21 protein-coding genes are annotated in these 22,114 nt (G+C 59.9%); 12 read left to right on the forward strand and 9 right to left on the reverse strand.

Features of this window, described 5'->3' with window-relative positions:
- Window positions 1–33 precede the first annotated feature (33 nt).
- Window positions 34–858: an IclR family transcriptional regulator gene (locus tag ACR0E6_RS09255; protein WP_480582550.1), complete on the forward strand. Its 825-nt coding sequence runs from the start codon at window positions 34–36 to the stop codon at window positions 856–858.
- Here the strand turns inward: ACR0E6_RS09255 and ACR0E6_RS09260 are convergent.
- A complete protein-coding gene (locus ACR0E6_RS09260) occupies window positions 855–1,421 on the reverse strand; it encodes a tetratricopeptide repeat protein (protein WP_480582552.1) in 567 nt (188 codons plus the stop codon). The genes ACR0E6_RS09255 and ACR0E6_RS09260 overlap by 4 nt on opposite strands.
- Window positions 1,422–1,451: 30 nt before the next feature.
- Window positions 1,452–1,937, reverse strand: a complete 486-nt coding sequence (locus ACR0E6_RS09265; RefSeq protein WP_480582554.1) for an Lrp/AsnC family transcriptional regulator — start codon at window positions 1,935–1,937, stop codon at window positions 1,452–1,454.
- Window positions 1,938–2,040: 103 nt separating this feature from the next.
- On the opposite strand from ACR0E6_RS09265, the gene putA reads away from it, so the two are divergent.
- Window positions 2,041–5,439, forward strand: a complete 3,399-nt coding sequence (gene putA / locus ACR0E6_RS09270; RefSeq protein WP_480582556.1) for a bifunctional proline dehydrogenase/L-glutamate gamma-semialdehyde dehydrogenase PutA — start codon at window positions 2,041–2,043, stop codon at window positions 5,437–5,439.
- Window positions 5,440–5,481: 42 nt separating this feature from the next.
- Window positions 5,482–6,225 (forward strand): rhomboid family intramembrane serine protease, encoded by a 744-nt coding sequence (locus tag ACR0E6_RS09275; protein WP_480582558.1) that lies wholly within the window; start codon window positions 5,482–5,484, stop codon window positions 6,223–6,225.
- 7 nt (window positions 6,226–6,232) lie between these two features.
- On the opposite strand, the gene ACR0E6_RS09280 is transcribed toward ACR0E6_RS09275, so the two are convergent.
- Both ACR0E6_RS09280 and ACR0E6_RS09285 read right to left on the reverse strand, forming a co-directional pair.
- Window positions 6,233–7,018, reverse strand: a complete 786-nt coding sequence (locus tag ACR0E6_RS09280; RefSeq protein ID WP_170622909.1) for an inositol monophosphatase family protein — start codon at window positions 7,016–7,018, stop codon at window positions 6,233–6,235.
- 98 nt (window positions 7,019–7,116) lie between these two features.
- The gene (locus ACR0E6_RS09285) at window positions 7,117–8,022 is read right to left on the reverse strand and encodes a LysR family transcriptional regulator (protein ID WP_480582560.1); all 906 of its coding nucleotides are present in this window, start codon (window positions 8,020–8,022) and stop codon (window positions 7,117–7,119) included.
- A 94-nt stretch (window positions 8,023–8,116) separates the two neighbouring features.
- Between ACR0E6_RS09285 and metF the strand changes: the two genes are divergently transcribed.
- Window positions 8,117–8,983 carry a methylenetetrahydrofolate reductase [NAD(P)H] gene (gene metF / locus ACR0E6_RS09290; protein WP_480582562.1) on the forward strand — a complete coding sequence of 289 codons (867 nt, stop codon included), beginning with the start codon at window positions 8,117–8,119 and terminating at the stop codon, window positions 8,981–8,983.
- A gap of 234 nt (window positions 8,984–9,217) precedes the next feature.
- A complete protein-coding gene (locus ACR0E6_RS09295; protein ID WP_170453140.1) occupies window positions 9,218–9,868 on the forward strand; it encodes a J domain-containing protein in 651 nt (216 codons plus the stop codon).
- A gap of 59 nt (window positions 9,869–9,927) precedes the next feature.
- On the opposite strand, the gene ACR0E6_RS09300 is transcribed toward ACR0E6_RS09295, so the two are convergent.
- On the reverse strand, window positions 9,928–10,446 hold the full coding sequence (locus ACR0E6_RS09300; protein ID WP_170622905.1) for a YHS domain-containing (seleno)protein: 519 nt from the start codon (window positions 10,444–10,446) through the stop codon (window positions 9,928–9,930).
- A gap of 239 nt (window positions 10,447–10,685) precedes the next feature.
- On the opposite strand from ACR0E6_RS09300, the gene yghU reads away from it, so the two are divergent.
- Window positions 10,686–11,564 (forward strand): glutathione-dependent disulfide-bond oxidoreductase, encoded by an 879-nt coding sequence (yghU, locus tag ACR0E6_RS09305; RefSeq protein WP_480582565.1) that lies wholly within the window; start codon window positions 10,686–10,688, stop codon window positions 11,562–11,564.
- 57 nt (window positions 11,565–11,621) lie between these two features.
- Here the strand turns inward: yghU and ACR0E6_RS09310 are convergent, their stop codons facing one another.
- Together ACR0E6_RS09310 and ACR0E6_RS09315 are read right to left on the reverse strand one after the other, a co-directional pair.
- On the reverse strand, window positions 11,622–12,410 hold the full coding sequence (locus tag ACR0E6_RS09310) for an SseB family protein (protein ID WP_480582567.1): 789 nt from the start codon (window positions 12,408–12,410) through the stop codon (window positions 11,622–11,624).
- Window positions 12,403–12,990, reverse strand: a complete 588-nt coding sequence (locus ACR0E6_RS09315; protein ID WP_480582569.1) for a uracil-DNA glycosylase family protein — start codon at window positions 12,988–12,990, stop codon at window positions 12,403–12,405. Before ACR0E6_RS09315 ends, ACR0E6_RS09310 begins: the two co-directional genes overlap by 8 nt.
- A gap of 151 nt (window positions 12,991–13,141) precedes the next feature.
- On the opposite strand from ACR0E6_RS09315, the gene ACR0E6_RS09320 reads away from it, so the two are divergent.
- From ACR0E6_RS09320 to ACR0E6_RS09335, 4 genes are read left to right on the forward strand one after another with little or no spacing between them, the layout of a single operon-like run.
- Complete coding sequence (locus ACR0E6_RS09320) at window positions 13,142–13,801, forward strand: ATP-binding cassette domain-containing protein (RefSeq protein WP_170452578.1); 660 nt, start codon at window positions 13,142–13,144, stop codon at window positions 13,799–13,801.
- Complete coding sequence (locus ACR0E6_RS09325) at window positions 13,779–15,365, forward strand: KpsE/RkpR family capsule polysaccharide export protein (RefSeq protein ID WP_480582571.1); 1,587 nt, start codon at window positions 13,779–13,781, stop codon at window positions 15,363–15,365. Before ACR0E6_RS09320 ends, ACR0E6_RS09325 begins: the two co-directional genes overlap by 23 nt.
- 5 nt (window positions 15,366–15,370) lie before the next feature.
- Entirely contained in the window at window positions 15,371–16,204 is an 834-nt protein-coding gene (gene kdsA / locus ACR0E6_RS09330) for a 3-deoxy-8-phosphooctulonate synthase (protein ID WP_170736420.1), read from the forward strand.
- 15 nt (window positions 16,205–16,219) lie between these two features.
- Window positions 16,220–17,716 carry a phosphomannomutase/phosphoglucomutase gene (locus tag ACR0E6_RS09335; RefSeq protein WP_480582573.1) on the forward strand — a complete coding sequence of 499 codons (1,497 nt, stop codon included), beginning with the start codon at window positions 16,220–16,222 and terminating at the stop codon, window positions 17,714–17,716.
- 31 nt (window positions 17,717–17,747) lie between these two features.
- On the opposite strand, the gene ACR0E6_RS09340 is transcribed toward ACR0E6_RS09335, so the two are convergent.
- The gene (locus tag ACR0E6_RS09340; RefSeq protein WP_480582575.1) at window positions 17,748–19,700 is read right to left on the reverse strand and encodes an AsmA family protein; all 1,953 of its coding nucleotides are present in this window, start codon (window positions 19,698–19,700) and stop codon (window positions 17,748–17,750) included.
- Between the two features lie 95 nt (window positions 19,701–19,795).
- Between ACR0E6_RS09340 and rimO the strand changes: the two genes are divergently transcribed.
- Window positions 19,796–21,184 (forward strand): 30S ribosomal protein S12 methylthiotransferase RimO, encoded by a 1,389-nt coding sequence (gene rimO, locus ACR0E6_RS09345; RefSeq protein ID WP_480582577.1) that lies wholly within the window; start codon window positions 19,796–19,798, stop codon window positions 21,182–21,184.
- 110 nt (window positions 21,185–21,294) lie between these two features.
- On the forward strand, window positions 21,295–21,645 hold the full coding sequence (locus ACR0E6_RS09350) for a hypothetical protein (protein WP_480582579.1): 351 nt from the start codon (window positions 21,295–21,297) through the stop codon (window positions 21,643–21,645).
- A gap of 124 nt (window positions 21,646–21,769) precedes the next feature.
- On the opposite strand, the gene ACR0E6_RS09355 is transcribed toward ACR0E6_RS09350, so the two are convergent.
- Window positions 21,770–21,955: a hypothetical protein gene (locus ACR0E6_RS09355; protein WP_170452593.1), complete on the reverse strand. Its 186-nt coding sequence runs from the start codon at window positions 21,953–21,955 to the stop codon at window positions 21,770–21,772.
- Between the last annotated feature and the right edge of the window lie 159 nt (window positions 21,956–22,114).

The following is a 22,114-nucleotide window of genomic DNA, read 5'->3' on the forward strand; positions in this document are numbered from 1 at the left end:
ATGGTTTTGCCGAAACGCAACAAGGGGGCTGGATTGGACACACCGAAACGACCGCGCGGCAGGCCGAAATCCCTGTTCAAGGAAAGCTCGGCCGGGACGCTGCAATCCCTGGACCGCGCCCTTGGAACCCTCAGCGCCGTTGCCCGGCTGGAACGCTGCACCCTGACGGATCTGAGCCGCGAAACCGGCGTGCCGACCGCAACCACCCATCGCATACTGGCCACGCTCGCCAATCGCGGCTTTGTGCGTTTCGATGAAGACCGGCAGGAATGGATGGTCGGGATCGAGGCGTATCGCGCCGGGGCCGCCTTTCTGAAACGCAACAACGTGGTCGAAATCTCGCGACCCATCATGCACAGGCTGATGCAGGAGACAGGCGAGACCGCAAATCTGGCCGTACCAGACGCCGGAGACGTGGTCTTTGTCGGCCAGATCGAGACGAAGAACCCGATCCGCGCCTTTTTCCCGCCGGGTGCGCGGACGCCCATGTACGCCTCGGGCACGGGCAAGGCGATTCTGGCCGCGATGGAGCCCGATGGCGTGCGGAAACTGCTGTCTTCATCAACGCTCGAAGCCTTCACTGAACACACGCACAGCGATGTCGCCTCTCTTGAGGCAGATCTGAAGGTTATCCGGCAACGCGGCTGGTCTTATGATGTCGAGGAACGCTATCTTGGGATGTCCTGTATCGGTGCGGTGATATTCAACGAACAAAACCTGCCCTGCGCCGGAGTGTCCGTGTCCGGGCCAACCGCGCGGTTCAATTCGGAAACGATTGATCGGTTCGGCGATCTGGTCTCAGCCGCTGCACGTGCAATCACGCGCGCCGTTGGTGGGCGGCCGATGCACCCTGATTAGATGTCCTGTCCGGGCGGGTCCAACGGCCCACCGGGGGCCAGCAGGGCCCGTTCCGACAACCAGGGATTAAGGTTCAGCGCGTCTTTTAGCGCCGTTCTTGCCTCGTCCAGCCGGTTCAGGCCCAGCAGCGACAAGGCCCGCCCGCTGATGGCGGCGACATGGTTCGGAGACAGCTCAATCGCGATGTCAAGGTCGCGCAGCGCCGATCCGTAATCCTGCCGCAGGTAATTGACAAAGGCCCGCTGATTGTACCCTTCCGCATATTGCGGACAGTAATCGACCAGCGCGTTCAACTCATCCAAAGCCCCGATCAGGTCCCAAGCCTCGCGCCGCGCCATGCCCCGATCCAGCATAGTCTGGGATTTGGCATCGGGCGCATCGGTCCAAAGCTCCCACATCTGGCTGGAGAATACGCGCGCCTCAGTCTCGGACCGGGCCTTTTGGGTCTGCGCAATCAAGTCACCGACGCCGTCGATGTGATCCGGGGCGTCCGGGCAAGACTGCGCTGTCGCCGCAGACGCTACCGCACACCCAATGATCGCTGCCTGGAGTAGATGTCGCATAATCCAAGGATGGCGCGGGATGAGGTTCTGTCAAGTTGCGCCCAGTGCGCCCAGCATTCCGGTTTCCTTTACAGCCTCCATCGCGACAAAGGTCGATGTGCTGGCCACATGCGGCAGGGATGAGATCTTTTCGGCCAAAACAGCCCGGTATTCCGACATGGAACCGGTCCTGACCTTCAGCAGATAGTCGAAATTCGACGCGATCATATGGGCCTGTTCAATCTCGGCGATCTTACGAACCGCGGCGTTGAATTCGGCCAGCGCCTTTTCCCGCGTGTCCGTCATGCGTACCTCGACAAAGGCCACGTGATCCAGGCCCAGCCGGATCGGATCCAGCATCGCGCGGTAGCCTTTGATGACCCCATCCGCCTCAAGCCGTTTCAACCGCGCCTGTGTCGGAGATTTGGACAACCCGATCCGCCGGGCCAGATCCGCGACCGAGATACGCCCATCCTCGGCCAGTGCTTGCAGGATGGACCGGTCAAACCGATCCAGTTCGGGAAAGTGCATTTGCATCGTTCAAACCCCAATTTTCAGGCGAATGGCCCATGATATCTCAATCTTCAAGCGATTGTCCTGATTTTTTACGAATATACTACTAAAAACGCCCGGAGGATTCATGTCACACAGCCTGCGCACCCTAATCGACACTCAAACCTATGCGGACCAGTCATCTGTGCTGCAGTCCCTGATCGACACGGCAAACCTGACCGACGCAGATCGCACCGTCATTTGCGCCGCCGCCGCCCAGCTTGTCCGCGACATCCGGTCAAGCACCTCGCCGGGGATGATGGAGGTGTTTCTGGCCGAATACGGCCTGTCGACCGACGAAGGCGTGGCCCTGATGTGTCTGGCCGAGGCGCTGTTGCGCGTGCCGGATGCAGACACGATCGACGCGCTGATCGAAGACAAGATTGCGCCCTCGGACTGGGGCAAGCATCTGGGTCAGTCCTCATCCTCGCTGGTCAATGCCTCGACCTGGGCTTTGATGCTGACCGGCAAGGTGCTGGATGAGGGCAAGGCGTCCCCCGTCAGCGCCCTGCGCGGGGCGATCAAACGGCTGGGTGAGCCGGTCATTCGCACGGCCGTTGGCCGCGCCATGAAGGAAATGGGCCGGCAGTTCGTTCTGGGAGAGACCATTCAATCCGCCATGGGCCGCGCCAGCGGGACGGAGGCCAAGGGCTACACCTATTCCTATGACATGCTGGGCGAGGCAGCGCGCACCGAGGCAGATGCCGCCCGCTATCACCTATCCTATTCCCGCGCCATCGCCGCCATTGCCGAGGCGTGCACCCATGACGACATCCGCGCAAACCCCGGCATCTCGGTCAAGTTGTCCGCCCTGCACCCGCGCTATGAATTGGCACAGGAAGAGCGTGTCATGGATGAGCTGGTGCCGCGCCTGCGCGCATTGGCCCTGTTGGCCAAAGCCGCCGGCATGGGTTTGAACGTGGATGCCGAAGAGGCCGACCGCCTGTCCCTGTCGTTGCAAGTGATCGAAGAGGTCATGGCCGAGCCTGCGCTGGCCGGATGGGATGGGTTCGGCATCGTTGTGCAGGCTTACGGGCCGCGTGCGGGGTTGGTGCTGGACACTCTCTATGACATGGCACAGCGCCATGACCGCAAGCTGATGGTCCGTCTGGTTAAAGGCGCCTATTGGGATACCGAGATCAAGCGTGCGCAGGTCGAAGGGGTCGATGGGTTCCCTGTCTTTACCCACAAGGCCGCAACCGATGTGTCCTATGTCGCCAATGCGCGCAAGTTGCTGGGCATGACCGACCGCATTTATCCGCAATTCGCGACCCACAACGCCCACACCGTCAGCGCCATTCTTCATATCGCCGAGGACCAGCCGTTCGAATTCCAACGCCTGCACGGCATGGGTGAGACACTGCATCAACTGGTCATGGAAAAGCACAAGACCCGCTGCCGCATCTATGCTCCCGTCGGGGCGCATCGTGACCTTCTGGCCTATCTGGTCCGGCGCTTGCTGGAAAACGGTGCGAACTCGTCCTTCGTAAACCAGATCGTGGATGAGGCCGTGCCGCCGGAAGAGGTTGCCGCCGACCCGTTCACCGCTGTTCAGGCGGCCTCGACACCGCTTCCGACCGGGCCGGAACTGTTTCTTCCGGAACGCCCGAATTCCAAGGGGTTTGACCTGCGGCATACACCGACGCTCGATAAGATCGATGCGGCGCGGGACCGGTTCCGGGCGCATCACTGGTATGCGCAGCCCCTGCTGTCCGAACAGGCCAAACCCGCGGCGGATCAACCTGTCATCAACCCGGCGCACCCTCAGGACAAGCCCGGCGCGGTTGCCCCCGCCAGCACCGCAGATGTCGAACTGGCTTTGGCCTCGGCCAGCCCATGGCAGGCCCCTGCCGCGCAACGCACTGAGGTTCTGAACAAGGCCGCTGATCTGTACGAGGCCCATTTCGGTGAGCTGTTTGCCCTTTTGGCCCGCGAAGCCGGGAAATCGCTGCTCGATGCGGTCGCGGAGTTACGCGAAGCGGTGGATTTCCTGCGCTACTATGCGGCCAACATCCCTGCGGCCAAGCCTGCCGGGATTTTCACCTGCATCAGCCCGTGGAACTTCCCGCTGGCGATCTTCACCGGTCAGATTTCCGCAGCGCTGGCAACCGGCAATGCGGTTCTGGCAAAACCCGCACCGCAAACCCCGCTGATCGCGCATCGCGCCATTCAACTGCTGCACGAGGCCGGGGTGCCCCGTGATGCGCTGCAACTGCTTCCCGGCGGGCCAGAGGTGGGCGCGGCGCTGACTTCGGACGCGCGCATCTCGGGCGTGGCCTTCACGGGATCGACGGCAACGGCGCTGAAAATCCGCTCGGCCATGGCACAGAACATGCGGCCCGGCACGCCGTTGATCGCTGAAACCGGCGGTCTGAATGCGATGATCGTCGACAGCACCGCGCTGCCGGAACAGGCCGTGCAATCGATCATCGAAAGCGCGTTTCAGTCCGCTGGCCAGCGATGCTCGGCCCTGCGTTGCCTGTATCTGCAAGAGGACATTGCCGACGACGTCTTGACGATGCTGAAAGGCGCGATGGACGCACTTCGCGTCGGCGACCCGTGGCTGATTTCAACCGATTGCGGCCCGGTGATCGACGAAACCGCGCGTCAGGGCATTGCGGATCATGTCTCCAAAGCGCGGGCCGAGGGGCGCGTTCTCAAAGAACTCGGCACCCCGCCCGAGGGGGTGTTTATCGCCCCGACCCTGATCGAAATCAGCGGCATCGCCGATCTTGAGCGTGAGATTTTTGGCCCGGTTCTGCACGTGGCCCGCTTTAAGGCGCAAGAGATCGATCAGGTGATCGCGGACATCAACGCCACAGGGTATGGCCTGACCTTCGGCCTGCACACCCGCATTGACGACCGCGTCCAGCACGTGACCGAGGCGATCCACGCGGGCAACGTCTATGTCAACCGCAACCAGATCGGGGCCATCGTCGGCTCTCAGCCCTTCGGTGGCGAGGGGCTATCGGGCACCGGGCCCAAGGCGGGCGGCCCCAACTATATGGCCCGGTTCTGCGCACCGGATCGCCAGACGGCATCTGAGACCTGGAGCGCATCGGCAGAGTTGCCCGCGCCAAAAGGCCAACCTGCCCCGGTGCAAACGCAAACCCTGCCCGGACCGACAGGGGAATCGAACCGGTTGTCCGAGTTTGCACGGCCACCGGTTCTGTGCCTTGGCCCCGGTTCGACGGCATCACGTGCACAGGCCGATGCGGTTCTGGCCTTGGGTGGAACCGCGATTGAGGCCACCGGAGCGCTTGATCTGCATCGCTTGGAGAACCTGACCGGCATTTCGGGCGTTCTGTGGTGGGGTGGTGAGGATACCGCACGCCAGATCGAACAGCATCTGGCCCGTCGCGACGGTCCGATCCTGCCGCTGATCCCCGGCCTGCCGGACCGCGCCCGCGTGTTGGGCGAACGGCATGTCTGCGTCGATACCACAGCCGCAGGCGGTAACGCCGCGTTGTTGGGCGGTGCGGCATAAGCTGACCTTGACGCTGGGCCCTGAAAAGCCCAGCGTCGCGCCATGTTTCCGATCCGAGACCATAACCCCTCGGGGCGCACGCCCTATGTCGTTTACACGCTGATGGCGGCGAATATCCTGATCTTCCTCAGCTATGTGGGGATCATGGATAATCCGCAGCTGATCCAGCGGTTCTATTTCGACTATGCGATCATTCCAGCCCGCATCGCGGACGGCTACGCGTTCGAGACCTTCGTGACATCCATGTTCTTGCATGGCGGCTGGATGCATCTGGCGGGAAACATGCTATTTCTTTGGATTTTCGGAGACAATCTGGAAGACGAAATGGGCCACCTGCCCTTTCTACTCTTCTACCTCGTCGCCGGGGTCGGAGCCGGGCTGATCCATGTGATCACCGCGCCAGACTCGGTTGTGCCGACCATTGGAGCGTCCGGAGCAATCGCGGGTGTGATGGGCGGCTACCTGCTGCTGTTCCCAAAGGCGCGCGTCGATATCCTGCTGATCTTGATCGTGTATTTCCGGGTCTTTTCGATCCCGGCTTTTGTGATGCTGGGCGTCTGGCTGGTGATGCAGTTCTACGGCAGCCTGAACAGCAATCCAGACGAGGGCGGCGTGGCCTATTGGGCCCATACCGGAGGGTTCGTCGTCGGGCTGATCCTGTGTATCCCGCTATGGCTAAAACGCGGCGGCACAGCGTTCTGGGATCGCACCCATGGCCATCCGCCTCACCCCGAGACGAAATACAAGCTATCGCAATCACGCATCCCGCGCGTACCGCGCAAGTAGGCGTGTCTTAGCCCCGGATTACCTTGGCAAAACTGTCAAAGATCGGCTCGTTGGCGCAGATAACCTCGCCGTCTTCCAGCACGCTGCCTTCGGGGTTCAAAGGCTGCACAAAGCCACCCGCTTCTTTCACGATGATCATACCAGCGGCCAGATCCCATGCGTTCAGGCGACGTTCCCAGAACCCTTCGTAGCGGCCAGCCGCCACATAGGCCATGTCCAAGGCGGCAGCGCCCCAGCGACGCACACCGGCACAAGCAGGCATCAAGCGCGCAAGGTCTTGCAGCGTTGCGGGCAAGTCCGAACGGCCACCGAAGGGCAAACCGGTCGAAAAGATCGATTCAATCATGCGGTGACGACCGGACACGCGGATACGCATATCGTTCATCCATGCGCCTTCGCCTTTTTCGGCAAAGAACATCTCGTCCTTGGCAGGGTCGTAGATCACACCGGACACGATCTTACCCTTGTGTTCCAGTGCGATGGACACCGCCCAATGCGGCAAACCGTGCAGGAAGTTGGTGGTGCCGTCCAGCGGATCGACGATCCAGCGGCGGGTCGGGTCCTCGCCGTCAATCGAACCGCCCTCTTCGGCCAGCCAGCCATAGGTCGGGCGCGCACCCAGCAGTTCTTCTTTCAGGATGGCCTCGGCGGCGATATCGGCCTTGGACACAAAGTCGCCCGCGCCCTTCATCGACACCTGCAGGTTCTCGACTTCACGGAAATCCTTGACCAGAGACCGCCCCGCCTTGCGCGCGGCTTTGATCATGATGTTGAGATTTGCACTGCCAACCATTGTGAAAAGGCTCCTGTCCGGTCAAACCGCGCGTATACTGATGCAATGCGCCCTTGCCAAGAGGAATGATACACATAGCAGACCCGCGCAAAACGCCGCTACTGGGCCTGCAGCTTGTGCGCCTCGTCACGGGCCAGTTTGACCAGTTCCTGCACAAAGGGTTTTTCTAGATCTTCCGAGCGGACGGCGGCGTACAGACGGCGCGTGATCCCCTCACTCGTCAGTGGCCGAGTGACGTAATCCGAGTTGTACTTTACCTCGCGCACGACCCAGTCGGGCAGGACGGAGATGCCCCGGTTCGACGCAACCAGCAGCAGGATCACCGCCGTCAGTTCGACCTGCCGGATGGCGGCCGGTTCGACCCGCGCCGGGATCAACAGCTGACTGAAAACATCCAAGCGCGTGCGCTCAACCGGATAGGTGATCAAGGTCTGGCCACGAAAATCCTCAGCCTCGATATAATCCTTCTCGGCCAGCGGATGGGATGAGGCGGCGACAAACACCGCGTTGTAGTCGAACAGTTCGACAAACTCGACACCCGGCAGGTCCTCGGGGTCGGATGAGACGACCAGATCAACCTCTTCCTTCTGCAACGCAGGCAAGGCGTCAAAAGCCAGACCGGGGCGGATATCGACATCCACATCGCCCCAGGATTTTCGGAACGATTCAAGCACAGGGAACAGCCATTCGAAACAGGCATGGCATTCGATGGCGATATGCATCCGGCCCGTGCGACCGTCACGCAATGAGGTGAACTCTTGCTGTGCCGCTTCGACCTGAGGCAGGATCTGTTCCGCAAGGCGCAGCAAACGCAATCCGGCAGCGGACAGTTTCATCGGCTTAGACCGGCGCAGGAACAGTTCGACCCCGGCCTGATCCTCAAGCCCCTTGATCTGATGGCTCAGCGCGGATTGGGTGATGTTCAGCTGATCCGCCGCACGCGCCAGCCCGCCGCATTCGTGGATGGCCTTGATGGTTCGCAGGTGCCGGAATTCGATGTGCATATGTCGCGCACCTCATGTTGTTCTTGAAGAATATGAGTTTGTCTCACATCGCCCCACATGGCACAAGAGGCTCAATTGATCCTGTGAGGCCATGATGACCAAACCTGAAATTTCATTCGAGTTCTTTCCGCCCAAAACGCTTGAGGCCTCATTCCGCCTTTGGGACACGGTGCAAACACTGGCCCCGCTGGAACCCCGGTTTGTTTCGGTCACCTATGGCGCAGGCGGCACCACGCGCGAGTTGACGCGGGATGCGGTTGCAACGCTGCACAAATCGTCCGGCCTGCCGGTTGCGGCGCATCTGACCTGCGTCGATGCCTCGCGTCAGGAAACGCTTGAGATCGCTGACAAGTTCGCCCGCGCCGGTGTTGAAAACATCGTTGCCCTGCGTGGCGATCCGCCAAAAGGTCAGGACAAGTTCATCCCCCACCCCGACGGCTTTGCGCATTCTGTGGAACTGATCGAGGCACTGGCCGAGACCGAGATGTTCAACATCCGCGTTGGAGCCTATCCAGACAAACATCCCGAAGCCCGCAATACGCAAGCGGATGTGGACTGGCTGAAAGCCAAGCTGGACGCGGGTGCCGACGAGGCGCTGACCCAGTTCTTCTTCGAAGCCGAGACCTTTTTCCGGTTCCGTGATGCCTGCGAGAAGGCGGGCATCGACAAGCCCATCGTTCCCGGCATTCTGCCGATCGAAAACTGGAAAGGCGCGCGCAGCTTTGCCCAGCGCTGCGGCACCCACGTTCCCGATTGGATCGATCAGGCGTTCGAGAAAGCCATTCGCGATGATCGTGAGGATCTTCTGGCCACCGCGCTGTGCACCGAGTTGTGCTCTGACCTGATCGAAGGCGGCGTGGACAAGCTGCATTTCTACACGCTGAACCGCCCGGAACTGACGCGGGACGTGTGTTTTGCGCTGGGCATCACACCCAAGGCCGAATTGCAGAACGTCGCCTAATTCAACCATTCATTGCGCCTTGCCCGGGTCCAAAACTGGCCTGGGCTTTTTTGTGTTCGCAAACCGCCGGAAGGCTGGTGCTGACACTGCACCCAAAGGATCGCACGAAATCAGGAACAATCCGCATTCTGACTTCGCATTGTCACCTCAAATCAGCTCAATACTCTGTAAAAATTGACAAAAACACGACACTCGGGAAACTGAGGATGTGTGGTTGTAAAGAGTGAAATGAGTATGGAGCACGTCGACGAGTTCAAGGCGCGCAAGGACGCTTTGGCGGATCTGGGACTGGACCCGGACGCCGATTCAGAAGACATCCGAGACGCATGGCGGCGGATCGCCTTTCATGCCCATCCTGATCACACAGGGGGGGATTCAACAAATTTCGCGCGGGCCAAGGCGGCCTATGACTATCTGCGCAAAAAGGGCTACACCGCGAAAGAGGCCGATACCGGACCACGCAAGCCGAAACGGCCGCGTCTGAGAAAGCGCATCATCGAGCTTGCGCCCGAGGATATCGCAACCTGCCAGGCGATGCTGGATCCCGGTCGCGCTTTGCCGCATATGTCGCAGCGGGATGAGTCCAACTATGTCGCGTCCGACCACGTTCCGGATGCGGTTGGATGTTATGGGCGTCATCTGACGTATTTCGTCACAACACCGGTCTGCCAGGGGGCCAATCGGGTCGCTCTGCCGACCTCTGTCCTCAGCGCTTCGCGCAATACCGAGACCGAAGTTCTGAGCTTCCAGTCAAATGACAAAGGGGCCGGAGAGGTCGTGATCCCGGACACAATCTGCGAACGCAAATTTCCGGGGGCGAAAAGTGTGCGCATCCGGTTCGAGGCCGATCAGGCCATTCGCAACGAATACTGGCTGGCGAGTTAACCGCGCGGAAAGCCCGGCTCTTGAGGGGGTGAGAGCCGGGCTGAGGGTCGTGAGTGGCCTTAGTTTGTGATCGGGCCTTCCGAAGTGAACTTCGGAATGACGCTGGTGGAGGCGTCACCCCCTTCGATACCCGGCCAGTTGCCTTCGGCGATGTTGATGTTGCCCGGAACATCTTCTTCCCAGAAACCGACAACAACATCGGTGATGTTCAGGTACAGCTTGTCATCGACGATGCGCCACAGATTCGGGTTGGCCGGAACCTTACCGCCCTTGGATACGCCATACGCGCAGTGGCCATCATATTGCGGCGCGTAATAGGCCGGGTTTTCCAGGAACTTGTCGCGGTTTTCTTCGGTCGCGAAGGCCCAGGTGGCACCGTTATATTCGGCGGTGATGTCTGCGTTTCCGCGCACACCTTCGGGTTGCGACTGACCGATGGCAACCTGATCCAGGCTGCGATAGGCAACAACGTCATACCCAGAGACAGCAAAACCGGTGCCGTCGACATATTGCGGGCCAGCGAAAGCTGGAACTGCCAGGGCCATGGCCGCGGCAAAGGTCAAAGCAAAGCGTTTCATGTGGTCAATCCTTTTCAAGTCATCTGCCCAAGGGTGCCGTGTTGGCGGGACTGTCGAGACAATATGCTATTTTTTGGTGCTGCGTAGTCCCCCTCGCGCCGCTGTGACCAAGAACGAGAAAACGTGAGAGGTTTGTCTGAATTTATTACAACAACACGGGGTTGGACTCTGGATACTGCAACATTAGCTGTTAGACGATTGGGTGCGCGGACCCCCGGCATTGGACAGAAAGGCACGAGATGAGCGATCAATCCACTTACACCCCTCCGAAAGTCTGGACTTGGGACAGCGAAAGCGGCGGGCGGTTTGCCAATATCAACCGGCCGATTGCAGGTGCCACCCACGACAAGGATCTGCCCGTAGGTCGCCATCCCCTGCAACTGTATTCGCTGGCCACGCCCAATGGCGTCAAGGTCACGATCATGCTGGAAGAGCTGTTGGCCCTGGGCCATGAAGAGGCTGAGTACAATGCCTGGCTGGTCAATATCGGCGAAGGCGACCAGTTCAGTTCCGGCTTTGTCGGTGCCAATCCGAACTCGAAAATTCCTGCGCTGTGGGACCGGTCTGGGGATGAGCCTGTGCGCGTTTTTGAAAGCGCCTCGATCCTGTTCCATCTGGCCGAGAAATTTGACGCCTTCCTGCCCAAATCAGGCCCCGAGCGGACCGAGGTGATGAACTGGGTTTTCTGGCAGATGGGCAGCGCGCCCTATCTGGGCGGCGGATTCGGTCATTTCTACGCCTATGCACCTGAAAAATGGGAATATCCGATCAATCGCTTTGCCATGGAGGCGAAGCGCCAGTTGGACGTTCTGGATCGGGAGCTGGCCGGGAAAACCTTTATCGCGGGTGAGGATTATTCGATTGCCGATATGGCGATCTGGCCCTGGTACGGTCAGCTTGTGCTGGGTCGTCTGTACGACGCCGCCGAATTTCTGGATGTCGAATCCTATAAGAACGTCATGCGCTGGGCCAAGGCCATCGACGAACGCCCGGCTGTGCTGCGGGGACGCATGGTCAACCGCCCGTTTGGCGAGCCGCATATGCAGCTTCACGAACGGCACGAGGCCAGCGATTTCGAGACCCGCACGCAGGACAAGCTGGAACCAGCTGCCGAATAACCGGCGAAAAAGACGACGCGGCGCTGGTTTGCGCCGCGTTTTCCTTTTGGGCGGGGCCTATTTCAGGATCGGAGGTTTGGCCGGGTCGCTTCCCGGTATGGGCCGGACAGTTTCGGGCATCTCGGGCTGCGGCAGATCGAACCTCAGTCCGGTTTTGGCCAGCAATCCTGCCGCCACGTCGTCCGTGGCAAAAAAGCCCACATCCATCGCCCCGGCCTCGATCCCCGAAAAGGTCAGCGCCTCGGACGCGGCCTTGGCCAGCGCAGGTTCTGCGCCCTCAACCGCCCCGACAAATCCCAGCAAGTGACCCGACACACCGCTATGCGATTTGGTCGCCACCAGATAGGCCGCCTGTGCCAGCCCCCCGGCGGTGGCCAGCTTGGCGTCCAGCGCGGTCAACAGCATATCAGGCAGGCCCGCAGGTGGCAGAAACTCGGCCAGCTTCTCGTGTACTTCTTCGGGGGCGTGTTGAAGGGTTGACGCCAACCACCCCAGCGCCTCGAACGGGATCAGCATCGACGAAGGTGCAACTTCGAGGTTCAGACCCAAGCCAATCCCCTGCCTCGCAAGCATGGATGACAGCACCCGACCGGACAGCGCCACATAGGGCACCGGACGGCTCGCAAACTGCGCCAGCCGGTCCTCGCGATCAAAGGCCAGGACGAACTGCCCGTCTGCCACATCAAACACCTCGGGCGAGATGTTTTCGCCCTGTGCTTCTTCGGTCAGCATCAGGAACAGCTCACTATCCGCCAGACGTTCAAAAAACCTCAGCCGGGCGGTGTCGTCCTGCGGGGCGGCCTGCATTGCGGCATGGGCTGTATCCAGCGCGGTTGTCTCAGTCATTCAACACCTCTTGCACCCGCGCGCGCAGAACCGGCAGCAGGTCGGCCTCGAACCACGGGTTATTCTTCAGCCATGCCGTATTGCGCCACGACGGATGAGGCAAGGCAAAGACGCGCGGGGCGTGGGTTTTCCAGTCTTTGACCGTCTCGGTGACGGAACTGCGAATACCAAGGTGGTATTTATGCGCGTGACCGCCGACCAGAACGGTCAACGGTACCTGCCCCAGGGCCTGCATGACGCGATCATGCCAGGTCTTCCGGCAAAGGGCCGGCGGCGGCAGGTCCGCGTTCTTTTCGTCATAACCCGGAAAGCAAAAGGCCATGGGCACGATGGACAGCCTGGCCCGGTCGTAGAACACGGTCTCATCAATCCCCAGCCAGTCGCGCAGGCGATCCCCGGATGGATCGGTAAACGGCCGCCCCGAGGCATGAACCCGCGCACCCGGCGCCTGCCCCGCGACAAGAATCGGAGTGCCCGGCTGAAACCAGACCACAGGGCGCGGCACATGCGCTGTCGCCGTCTGCGCGAACTGATCGGCGCACAGGCGACACGACTGAATATCCTCCATCAGGCTAGTCATGGAATGTTACGTAAGCCTTCCTGCCGCTGGCGCATATTGATGATTTGTTTCATAATTCGACATAATGTAGCCAACATGGGCCGATAGGGAACACTCTCCCTCATCGCCCGACAAGAGCGACACGAAAACTGGATTGAGCAGCAGGCCACCTATGCTTGAGTTCGAGAATGTCAGCAAATCCTTTTGGACCGGGACGCGCCGCAAGGTGATCCTGGACCGGGTCTCGTTCCGGGTCGAACTGGGCACATCCCTTGGCATTCTTGCGCCCAATGGCACAGGAAAAACCACGCTTATCAATATGATGGCCGGACTGGAAAAGCCGGATGAAGGCGTCATTCGCCGCGATTGCCGGGTGTCTTTCCCGATGGGTTTCACAGGTGGCGTTTCCAGCAAGATGTCCGCGCTGGAAAACGCGCGCTATATCGCAAAAATCTACGGCATGGATCCTGACTATGTCGAGGCGTATTGCAGCTGGTTGTGCAATCTGGGCGAATATTTCAACCAGCCCCTGTCGACCTATTCTTCCGGCATGCGCTCGCGTTTCACCTTCTCGCTGATGCTGGCGCTGGATTTCGACATGTACCTGATTGATGAGGGGATGCCCTCGTCCACGGATGTTGAATTCAACAAGAAGGCCGGTGACATCCTGCGGGAAAGGCTGCGCACGACAACCCTTGTGATCGTGTCGCACAGCCCATCGACGCTGGAAAAATTTGCACAGCAAGCCGCGGTTCTTTTGGACGGGCAGCTTTACATGTTTGAAACCTTGGAAGAGGCAAAACAGTTATATGACTACGAAACCCAAGGTTAGAAAATACAACTTGCGCCGAAAACAGCCGGTCGAAGGCTCGGCCGAGGCGCGCGCAGACGCGATCTCGCGCATTCGCAGCGCGACCGAAGGACCATCTGCCGCAAACGCCCCGCAGCCCGGAACCGAACTGGACGACATCAAGCGTGAGGGGCTGACCGGTCGGCAGCTACGCATTGCCCGTCGGCTGGCGCAGAAACACGGGCTTGCGGCCTCGTCCGATTACGATGCCGTTCGTCTGTTGCGAAAAAAGGGGATCGACCCGTTCGAGCGGACAAACCTGCTGGACCTTGCCGCCGCCAAAACCTCCCAAGGGGGCACAACGTCGAAAAAGCCCAAGGACAAGGTCAGGATTCAGCTGCCGCAAACCGTCCAGCACAAGGAATTCAGCCCGCCGGGCCCCGAGATGAGCCCGGCAGAACGCCGAAACCTTGAAATCGGTCAAATCCAGAAGGACATCGCGCGCAGGCGGCGCGTCAAGCTGTATACACTGTTCGCTCGTCTGGCAGCGTTTGTACTGCTACCCACCTTTGTTGTGGGGTTCTATTTCTATCGAATCGCGACCCCGATGTATGCCAGCAATTCGTCCTTCTCGATCCTGCAGGCAGATAGTGCGGGTGGGGCCGTCGGCGGCCTGCTGTCCGGTACGCAATTTGCCACGGCGCAGGATTCGGTCTCGGTTCAGGATTTTCTGGAATCGAAAGAGGCGTTGCTGCTGCTGGACAATGACGCAAGCTTTACCGAAGTCTTTCAACAGGATTGGATTGATCCGATCCAAAGGCTGGCAGCCGACGCCACGCTTGAGGAAGCCTATAAGCTATACAGCCGCATCGTCACGATCGGCTATGACCCAACGGACGGGATCATCCGGATGGAGGTGATTGCCCCTGACCCGCAAACCTCGGCCGAGTTTTCCGATCGCTTGATCTCTTACGCAGAAGGTCGGGTGAACAAACTGTCGGGTGAAAAGCGCGACGACCAGATGCGTGACGCGCTGGAAAGCTTTGAATCCGCGCAACAGGCGCGCCGTCAGGCGCAGGAAGACCTGATCGAGTTGCAGCTTCAGGGCGCGATTCTGGACCCCGAGAACGTGATTGCTGGCCTGCGCGGGCGGATCAACGAAATCGAAATTTTGTTGCAGGACAAAAACCTGGAACTGGCGGCCCTTCTTGACAATCTTCGGCCCAACAAGGCCAAGGTCGACGGGGTCACAGCCGATATCGCACGGCTGGAAGTGGTTCTGGACAACCTGAATGCCGAGATGCTGGATGTTTCGGCAGGCGAAAACTCGCTGGCGCGGTTGAGCGTGCGGATTCAGATGGCGCAGGCCGATCTGGTCGCGCGGGACATGATGCTACAAAACGCTATGCAATACATGGAAACCACGCGCACCGAGGCCAACAGGCAGGTGCGGTATCTGACCGTTTCGGTGAACCCGGTTCCCAGCCAGGATCCGTCCTATCCGCGCAAGTTCGAAAATACGATTTTGGCTTTCCTGTTGTTTGCTGGTATCTACCTGATGATCTCGCTTACCGCGTCGGTCCTTCGTGAACAGGTAGCCTCATAAGACCCATGAAACATGTAAAAATCTCCGACGTTACCGTCGGCAACGATCTTCCGCTGACCATTATTGCTGGCCCCTGCCAGCTTGAGACAGCGGACCACGCCCAGATGATTGCGGGCACCATGAAAGAAGCCTGCGATGCTGCGGGCGCGCAGTATGTGTTCAAGGCCTCCTATGACAAGGCCAACCGCACCTCTCTGTCCGGTAAACGCGGCATGGGAATCGATGCGGGGCTCAAGGTTCTGGACGACATTCGCAAGACCATCGGCGTTCCGGTTCTGACCGACGTGCATACCGAGGCCCAGTGCGCCATCGCGGCTGAGGCTGTTGATGTACTGCAAATCCCCGCTTTCCTGTGCCGTCAGACGGATATGCTGCTGGCTGCCGGGGCGACCGGAAAGGCCGTTAACGTCAAGAAAGGCCAATTTCTCGCGCCGTGGGAAATGGGCAATATCGTCGACAAGGTCGAGAGCACCGGAAACCAGAACATCTTGCTGACCGAACGCGGGACGTCATTTGGCTACAACACTTTGGTGGCGGATATGCGCGGCCTGCCGCAGATGGCCAAAACAGGCTACCCTGTCGTCATGGATGCGACGCATTCCGTGCAACAGCCCGGCGGCAAGGGCGGGTCTTCCGGCGGCCAACGTGAATTCGCGCCTGTCATGGCCCGCGCCGCGGTCTCACTGGGGGTCGGGGCGGTTTTCATCGAGACTCATCAGGATCCAGACACGGCCCCGTCCGATGGGCCAAATATGATTCCGCTGGACCAGATGCCCCAACTTGTTGACACATTGATGCGTTTTGATGCGCTTGCGAAAGCGAATCCTATTCAGATTTAACGATTGAGACTTGTTATGACCAAACCATTCCCCGAGGTGACGCCAAACACCTGGAGCTTTTTGCGTGACGCAATGATCAAGCCCACAGGCTTTCGCGAATATGATGCACGCTGGAAGTACCCCGACGAGATCAACCTGCCCGGCATGACCGCACTTGGTCTGGGTTTGGGCACTCAGATGCGGCGGCGCGGGATTGACCCGGTCATCGCAGTCGGCAACGACTATCGCGACTATTCCCTGTCGATCAAGAACGCCCTGATCCTGGGGCTGATGCAGGCCGGGATTCAGGTCAAGGATATCGGCCCCGCGCTTAGCCCGATGGCCTATTTCGCGCAGTTTCATCTGAACGTTCCTGCCGTGGCGATGGTAACGGCCAGCCATAATCCAAATGGCTGGACCGGAGTGAAAATGGGCTTTGAGCGCCCGCTGACTCACGGCCCGGACGAAATGTCCGAACTGCGCGATATCGTCCTGAACGGCGAAGGCCAGCCGCATGAAGGCGGGTCTTACGAGTTTGTTGATGACGTGAAAGAGGCCTATATCGACGATCTGGTCGGGGATTTCAAAATGTCCCGTCCGTTGAAAGTGGTCTGCGCCACGGGAAACGGCACCGCCTCGGCCTTTGCGCCCGAGATTTTCGAACGGATCGGGGTTGAAGTCGTACCCAGCCACAATCGTCTGGATTACACTTTCCCTAACTACAACCCCAACCCCGAAGCCATGGAAATGCTGCACGACATGTCGGACAGTGTGAAATCCAGCGGCGCGGATCTGGCGCTTGGGTTTGACGGGGATGGCGACCGATGCGGTGTTGTGGATGATGAAGGTGAGGAAATATTCGCCGACAAGGTAGGCGTCATCATGGCCCGCGATCTGGCCAAGCTGCACCCGGGCTCGACCTTTGTGGCAGACGTGAAATCAACCGGTCTGTTCGCCAGCGACCCTGAACTGCAATCCCTCGGCGTCAAAGCGGACTATTGGAAAACCGGTCACAGCCACATGAAGCGGCGCGTGAAGGAAATCGGTGCGCTGGCCGGGTTCGAGAAATCGGGCCACTACTTCCTGGCCGAGCCGGTCGGGCGTGGCTATGACTGCGGGATGCGGGTCGCGGTTGAGATCTGCAAGCTGATGGACCGCAACCCCGGCCAAAGCATGTCCGATCTGCGCAAAGCCCTGCCCAAGACCTGGTCCACCCCGACCATGTCGCCCTACGCGGCTGATACCGAGAAATACGATATCCTCCAGCGACTGGTCGACAAACTGGTGGCCAAGGCGGACGCAGGAGAAAGCTTTGCCGGTCGCGCCATCAAAGAGGTGGTCACTGTCAATGGCGCGCGGGTCATTCTGGACAATGGCAGCTGGGGTCTGGTGCGCGCCTCCTCGAACACGCCGAACCTTGTGGTGGTGTGCGAAAGCAGTGAAAGCGAGGCGGAAATGCGCGCGATCTTTGACGATATCGACGCCGTTATCCGCACCGAGCCGGGTGTTGGCGATTACGATCAGACGATCTGATCCACGGGGGCGTCGCTGGACGCCCCTTTCATCAATCGCCGCCAAACAGTTTCAGCAGACCCTTCTTCGCCTCATCCTCAAGCTTTTTCTTCAGCGCGTCTTCGATTTGATCGCTGTCGGTTATGGTCGTGTCCAACTCATTGCCGACCTTGTCCAGCACCTTCTGCTTGGCATCATCTTCAAGCTCTTTGACTTTGCCTTCCGCCGCCGCCTCGATGACTTTGGTCAGGTCAGGCGTGATCGACGGGCTGCTCCACGGACCGTGGATGCGCACGGGCACCGAAATTCCCTGCCCCGCGTTGGCCCGTAGCGCGGTTGGCGTAAACAGATAGTCCAACGTACGCGCGCCCAGATTGACTTTGCCCGCACCATCGGCGCGGAAGTTTTTCAGGGACATCAGCAGGTCAGAGTTGGTCAACACGCCTTTGTTGATCGAGAAGCTTGCGGTCAGGCTGTCAAACACCGTCGTACCGCCCGACCCGGTTCCCCGGCCCATCAGCCGATCGAGATCGAAGCCCGAAATCACCCCGGACCCGACATCCACATTCCCCTTGCCGCTGAGCGAGCGCATGATCTGGTCTTCACTCTGCCCGACGCCCAGAAACTGAAACGCGCCGGATGCGGTGCCGGACAGACGGTCTACATCTGCAAGTGTCGACAGCGCCTGTTTCAGGTTGATGCCGCTGGCTTTCAGATCGCCGCCCACCGACAATCCGTTGCGGTTATTCGCAACCACCTGACCGTTGAGCTGACCGGAAAACAGCGTTGCCGGGTGCATTTCCAGCACCGCACGCGATCGATCCAGACCAAGCGTCAGGTCAGAGGCGCCGAACTGCATCCCCGGAACGGCAATAGACTTGGCCGTCAGGCGGATTTTGCCGTTGGCCAGTGACAGCGGCGACGCATCAATCGGTGCCTTGGACCACCCGTCCGCCGCAGATGACGCGGCCCCTGCCCCGCCCCCCGATCCGGGCTCGGCATCGGTCACGCGGGACAGGTCCAGCGCATCGGTATTCAGGCGCGCCACGATCTGAGGGGGATCGGCGATTGTGATGTCGGCCTCTCCGGCCAGCCGATTGTCATCAAGTTGCGCCACCATATTGCGCAGGGACACACGGCCATCCTTGGTATAGGTCATCTGACCCGAGATATTTGCCGTGCGGCCCAAACCGTGGGGAACCGCCACACCGCCTTGTCCAAACGCGGTCAACATCTTTTCCGTGCTTTGCGTGATGACCTGCATCTTGCCATCCATCTCGCCCGACAGATTGACATTGCCATTGAACCCGATCTCTCCGCCCGGGGCGGTCAGCGCCACATCCAGCGGCGTCACAGCGCCCGACGAAAAGGCAGGCAAATCGGGCAGTTTCAGATCCACCTGCACTGCACCGCCCGGCACGGCCATACTGGCCTGCATCACCATGGGTGCGGATACGTCCGGCCAACTGGCGGACAGGGTCACACCCGCAAAATCCATCTGCGTCACGCCGTTTTCGACGTAGATCAGCCGCGCATCCGTCAGTTCCAACCGCTCCAGCGTCACGGCACCAGTTTCGCCCGAGGGCGCGCTGCCTACAGCGCCCGCAGACGGCGTGGTCTCAGCCGCGCCCATGACCCAGTTTCCGCGACCCTGTGACAATTCCAGCCGCAGAACCGGGTTTTGCGCAAAGACCCGCTTGATCTTCAGATCGCCCGCCAGCAGTGCGGCAGCATCCACACCAACAGCCAGACTGTCCGCGCTAAGCATCGGCTCAGGCCCGGCCCATGGTGCGTTGCCGAACGTCACGGGCCCGGTTTCCATGCCCAAAACCGGCCAGAAGGACAGGTTGACGTCCCCCGACAGCGTCAGCTCGCGCCCCGTGTTGGCCTTGACCTGCTCAGACAGGATCGCGGCCAGCTTGTCCCCGGGCATCAGCAGCAACGCCCCAATGACCAGCCCGACCACGGCCACCACAATGAACAGAATGCGTATCAGCCATTTCATCTGTCTGCTCTCCGCCTTTTTGGCTTGATTGAAATCATCATCCAAACGCACCGAGACATTTGCAAGGGGAAGCGTTCCCCACTATATGCCGCGCCATGACCACGAACCCGCCAAATCTCCGCCCCGACCTGGCGCCCGCCGCCCGGATGCCCGAGACGTCCCGTTCAAACCAGCCGACCATCGGCATGGTCTCGCTGGGCTGCCCGAAAGCTTTGGTCGATAGTGAGCGTATCCTGACCCGCCTGCGGGCAGAAGGATACGGCATTTCGCCCGACTATTACGGGGCCGATGCCGTGATTGTGAACACCTGCGGGTTTCTGGACAGCGCCAAGGCCGAGTCGCTGGATGCAATTGGTGAAGCTCTGGTTGAAAACGGCAAGGTGATCGTGACCGGCTGTCTGGGGGCCGAGCCGGATTACATCCGTGAACACCACCCCCGCATCATGGCGGTGACCGGGCCCCACCAATACGAACAGGTCTTGGATGCGGTGCATACGGCGGTGCCACCGGACCCGGACCCGTTTGTCGATCTGCTGCCCGCCAGCAGCGTTCAACTGACCCCGCGCCACTACAGCTACCTGAAAATCTCGGAAGGCTGTAACCACAAGTGCAAGTTCTGCATCATTCCCGATATGCGCGGGAAACTGGCCAGCCGTCCGGCCCATGCAGTTCTGCGCGAGGCCGAAAGGCTGGTCGATAACGGGGTGCGTGAGTTGCTGGTGATCTCGCAGGATACCTCGGCCTATGGGCTGGACCGGAAATACGATGTGAACCCGTGGAAAGACCGCGAGGTGCGCAGCCACATCACCGATCTGGCGCGTGAGCTGGGGCAATTGGAGGCCTGGGTGCGCCTGCACTATGTCTACCCCTACCCGCATGTGCGCGATCTGATCCCGTTGATGGCGGATTCCGGGTGCAACATTCTGCCCTATCTCGACATCCCCTTCCAGCACGCGCACCCGGACGTTCTGAAACGCATGGCTCGGCCAGCCGCTGCCGCCAAAACATTGGATGAAATCCGCGCCTGGCGCGCGGTGTGCCCGGACATCACCCTGCGGTCGACCTTCATCGTGGGTTATCCAGGCGAGACCGAGGCCGAGTTCCAGACCCTGTTGGACTGGATGGACGAGGCGCAACTGGACCGTGTCGGCTGTTTTCAATACGAAAACGTGGATGGCGCACGCTCGAACGACTTGCCGGATCATGTGCCCGCCGAGGTCAAGCAAGAGCGCTGGGATCGTTTCATGGAAAAAGCGCAGGCGATTTCCGAGGCGAAGCTGCAGGCTAAAGTCGGACAGACGATTGACGTCATTGTTGACGAAATTGACGATGAGGCCGCCACCTGCCGCACCAAGGCAGACGCGCCCGAGATCGACGGAAACCTGTTCATTGACGAAGGATTCGAGGGGCTTAAACCCGGCGATATCGTTTCGGTCACCGTGGACGAAGCCGGTGAGTACGACCTATGGGGACAGCTTGCCTGACCGCTTCGGGCCGTGCCGGAACACGGCCCATCGGTAAAGCGTGACCCGAGTTTATTGGAGAACGTGCGCCCCCGTTCTCACCTTGAACATGAAGCCAAACGGAGGTTTTCATGTTTCGAGTAACTCATTTTGCCAAACGCAGCATGGTGGTCGCCCTGTCGGCCATGATGCTTTCGACCCCTGCCATCGCTGAAGGTTTTGGCCGGTCGTCGGCTGAAATCGTCTATGTCGGCGGCAAGAAATTCAATTTCCATGTCCGAAGTGTTCGCCCGCATCACCGCCCCTATTTTGCGCCCAAATCCGGGCATCACATCAAGAAACACCGCAAAAGGGCGCACAAACCGCACGTCCACGCGGGTCACAAGCGCAAGGTTTACAGGTACCACCCGCATCGATCCTACCGCGGGCACAGGCATCACGCCTTCAAACACAGGCACGGGTTTCGCTTTAGAAAACACTAATCGGCGGACCAATTGGTAGTCGTTCGACGCAACGCGTCCGGCGATCAAAAAAACCGCCCCTAGGGCGGCATCACATTCTCAAATCTTGGGCAGGCGGTCCAAATCAGGACCGCCTGCAAAGGGTTTATCCCGCAACCGGGTTACAGACAGTCTCGCCTGCTTCGGTGGTCGCCAGTTCATACCCGGCGGCACAGCTTGGGGTACCGGCTTTGTCATAGCTGGGCGAAATATAAACAGGGGTGGGTTCCGGCTGCGCGCAGGCAGTCAGGATCAGCGCAAAGGCTCCAACAGCAGCGAGTTTGATTTTCATGTCCGTCAATCCTCTATTACTTTTCTGATATTGCCCAGTTTTTCGGGGCCGGGTTCAGGATACGGGTTGATCGGCAATCTGGCAACAGAATCGATCACATCCTTGTGAACGAAGGCGAAACCACGCTTGGGACGCCCTGGATCGCAACACCGTCAACGA

Source organism: Ruegeria sp. AP12 (genome assembly GCF_056540025.1).

Coding starts and splice junctions, on each gene's coding strand:
- ACR0E6_RS09260 (WP_480582552.1), bottom strand. CDS start 1,421: ATGCGACATCTACTCCAGGCAGCGATCATTGGGTGTGCGGTAGCGTCT.
- ACR0E6_RS09265 (WP_480582554.1), bottom strand. CDS start 1,937: ATGCAAATGCACTTTCCCGAACTGGATCGGTTTGACCGGTCCATCCTG.
- putA (WP_480582556.1), top strand. CDS start 2,041: ATGTCACACAGCCTGCGCACCCTAATCGACACTCAAACCTATGCGGAC.
- ACR0E6_RS09275 (WP_480582558.1), top strand. CDS start 5,482: ATGTTTCCGATCCGAGACCATAACCCCTCGGGGCGCACGCCCTATGTC.
- ACR0E6_RS09280 (WP_170622909.1), bottom strand. CDS start 7,018: ATGGTTGGCAGTGCAAATCTCAACATCATGATCAAAGCCGCGCGCAAG.
- ACR0E6_RS09285 (WP_480582560.1), bottom strand. CDS start 8,022: ATGCACATCGAATTCCGGCACCTGCGAACCATCAAGGCCATCCACGAA.
- metF (WP_480582562.1), top strand. CDS start 8,117: ATGACCAAACCTGAAATTTCATTCGAGTTCTTTCCGCCCAAAACGCTT.
- ACR0E6_RS09295 (WP_170453140.1), top strand. CDS start 9,218: ATGGAGCACGTCGACGAGTTCAAGGCGCGCAAGGACGCTTTGGCGGAT.
- ACR0E6_RS09300 (WP_170622905.1), bottom strand. CDS start 10,446: ATGAAACGCTTTGCTTTGACCTTTGCCGCGGCCATGGCCCTGGCAGTT.
- yghU (WP_480582565.1), top strand. CDS start 10,686: ATGAGCGATCAATCCACTTACACCCCTCCGAAAGTCTGGACTTGGGAC.
- ACR0E6_RS09310 (WP_480582567.1), bottom strand. CDS start 12,410: ATGACTGAGACAACCGCGCTGGATACAGCCCATGCCGCAATGCAGGCC.
- ACR0E6_RS09315 (WP_480582569.1), bottom strand. CDS start 12,990: ATGACTAGCCTGATGGAGGATATTCAGTCGTGTCGCCTGTGCGCCGAT.
- ACR0E6_RS09320 (WP_170452578.1), top strand. CDS start 13,142: ATGCTTGAGTTCGAGAATGTCAGCAAATCCTTTTGGACCGGGACGCGC.
- ACR0E6_RS09325 (WP_480582571.1), top strand. CDS start 13,779: ATGACTACGAAACCCAAGGTTAGAAAATACAACTTGCGCCGAAAACAG.
- kdsA (WP_170736420.1), top strand. CDS start 15,371: ATGAAACATGTAAAAATCTCCGACGTTACCGTCGGCAACGATCTTCCG.
- ACR0E6_RS09335 (WP_480582573.1), top strand. CDS start 16,220: ATGACCAAACCATTCCCCGAGGTGACGCCAAACACCTGGAGCTTTTTG.
- ACR0E6_RS09340 (WP_480582575.1), bottom strand. CDS start 19,700: ATGAAATGGCTGATACGCATTCTGTTCATTGTGGTGGCCGTGGTCGGG.
- rimO (WP_480582577.1), top strand. CDS start 19,796: ATGACCACGAACCCGCCAAATCTCCGCCCCGACCTGGCGCCCGCCGCC.
- ACR0E6_RS09350 (WP_480582579.1), top strand. CDS start 21,295: ATGTTTCGAGTAACTCATTTTGCCAAACGCAGCATGGTGGTCGCCCTG.
- ACR0E6_RS09355 (WP_170452593.1), bottom strand. CDS start 21,955: ATGAAAATCAAACTCGCTGCTGTTGGAGCCTTTGCGCTGATCCTGACT.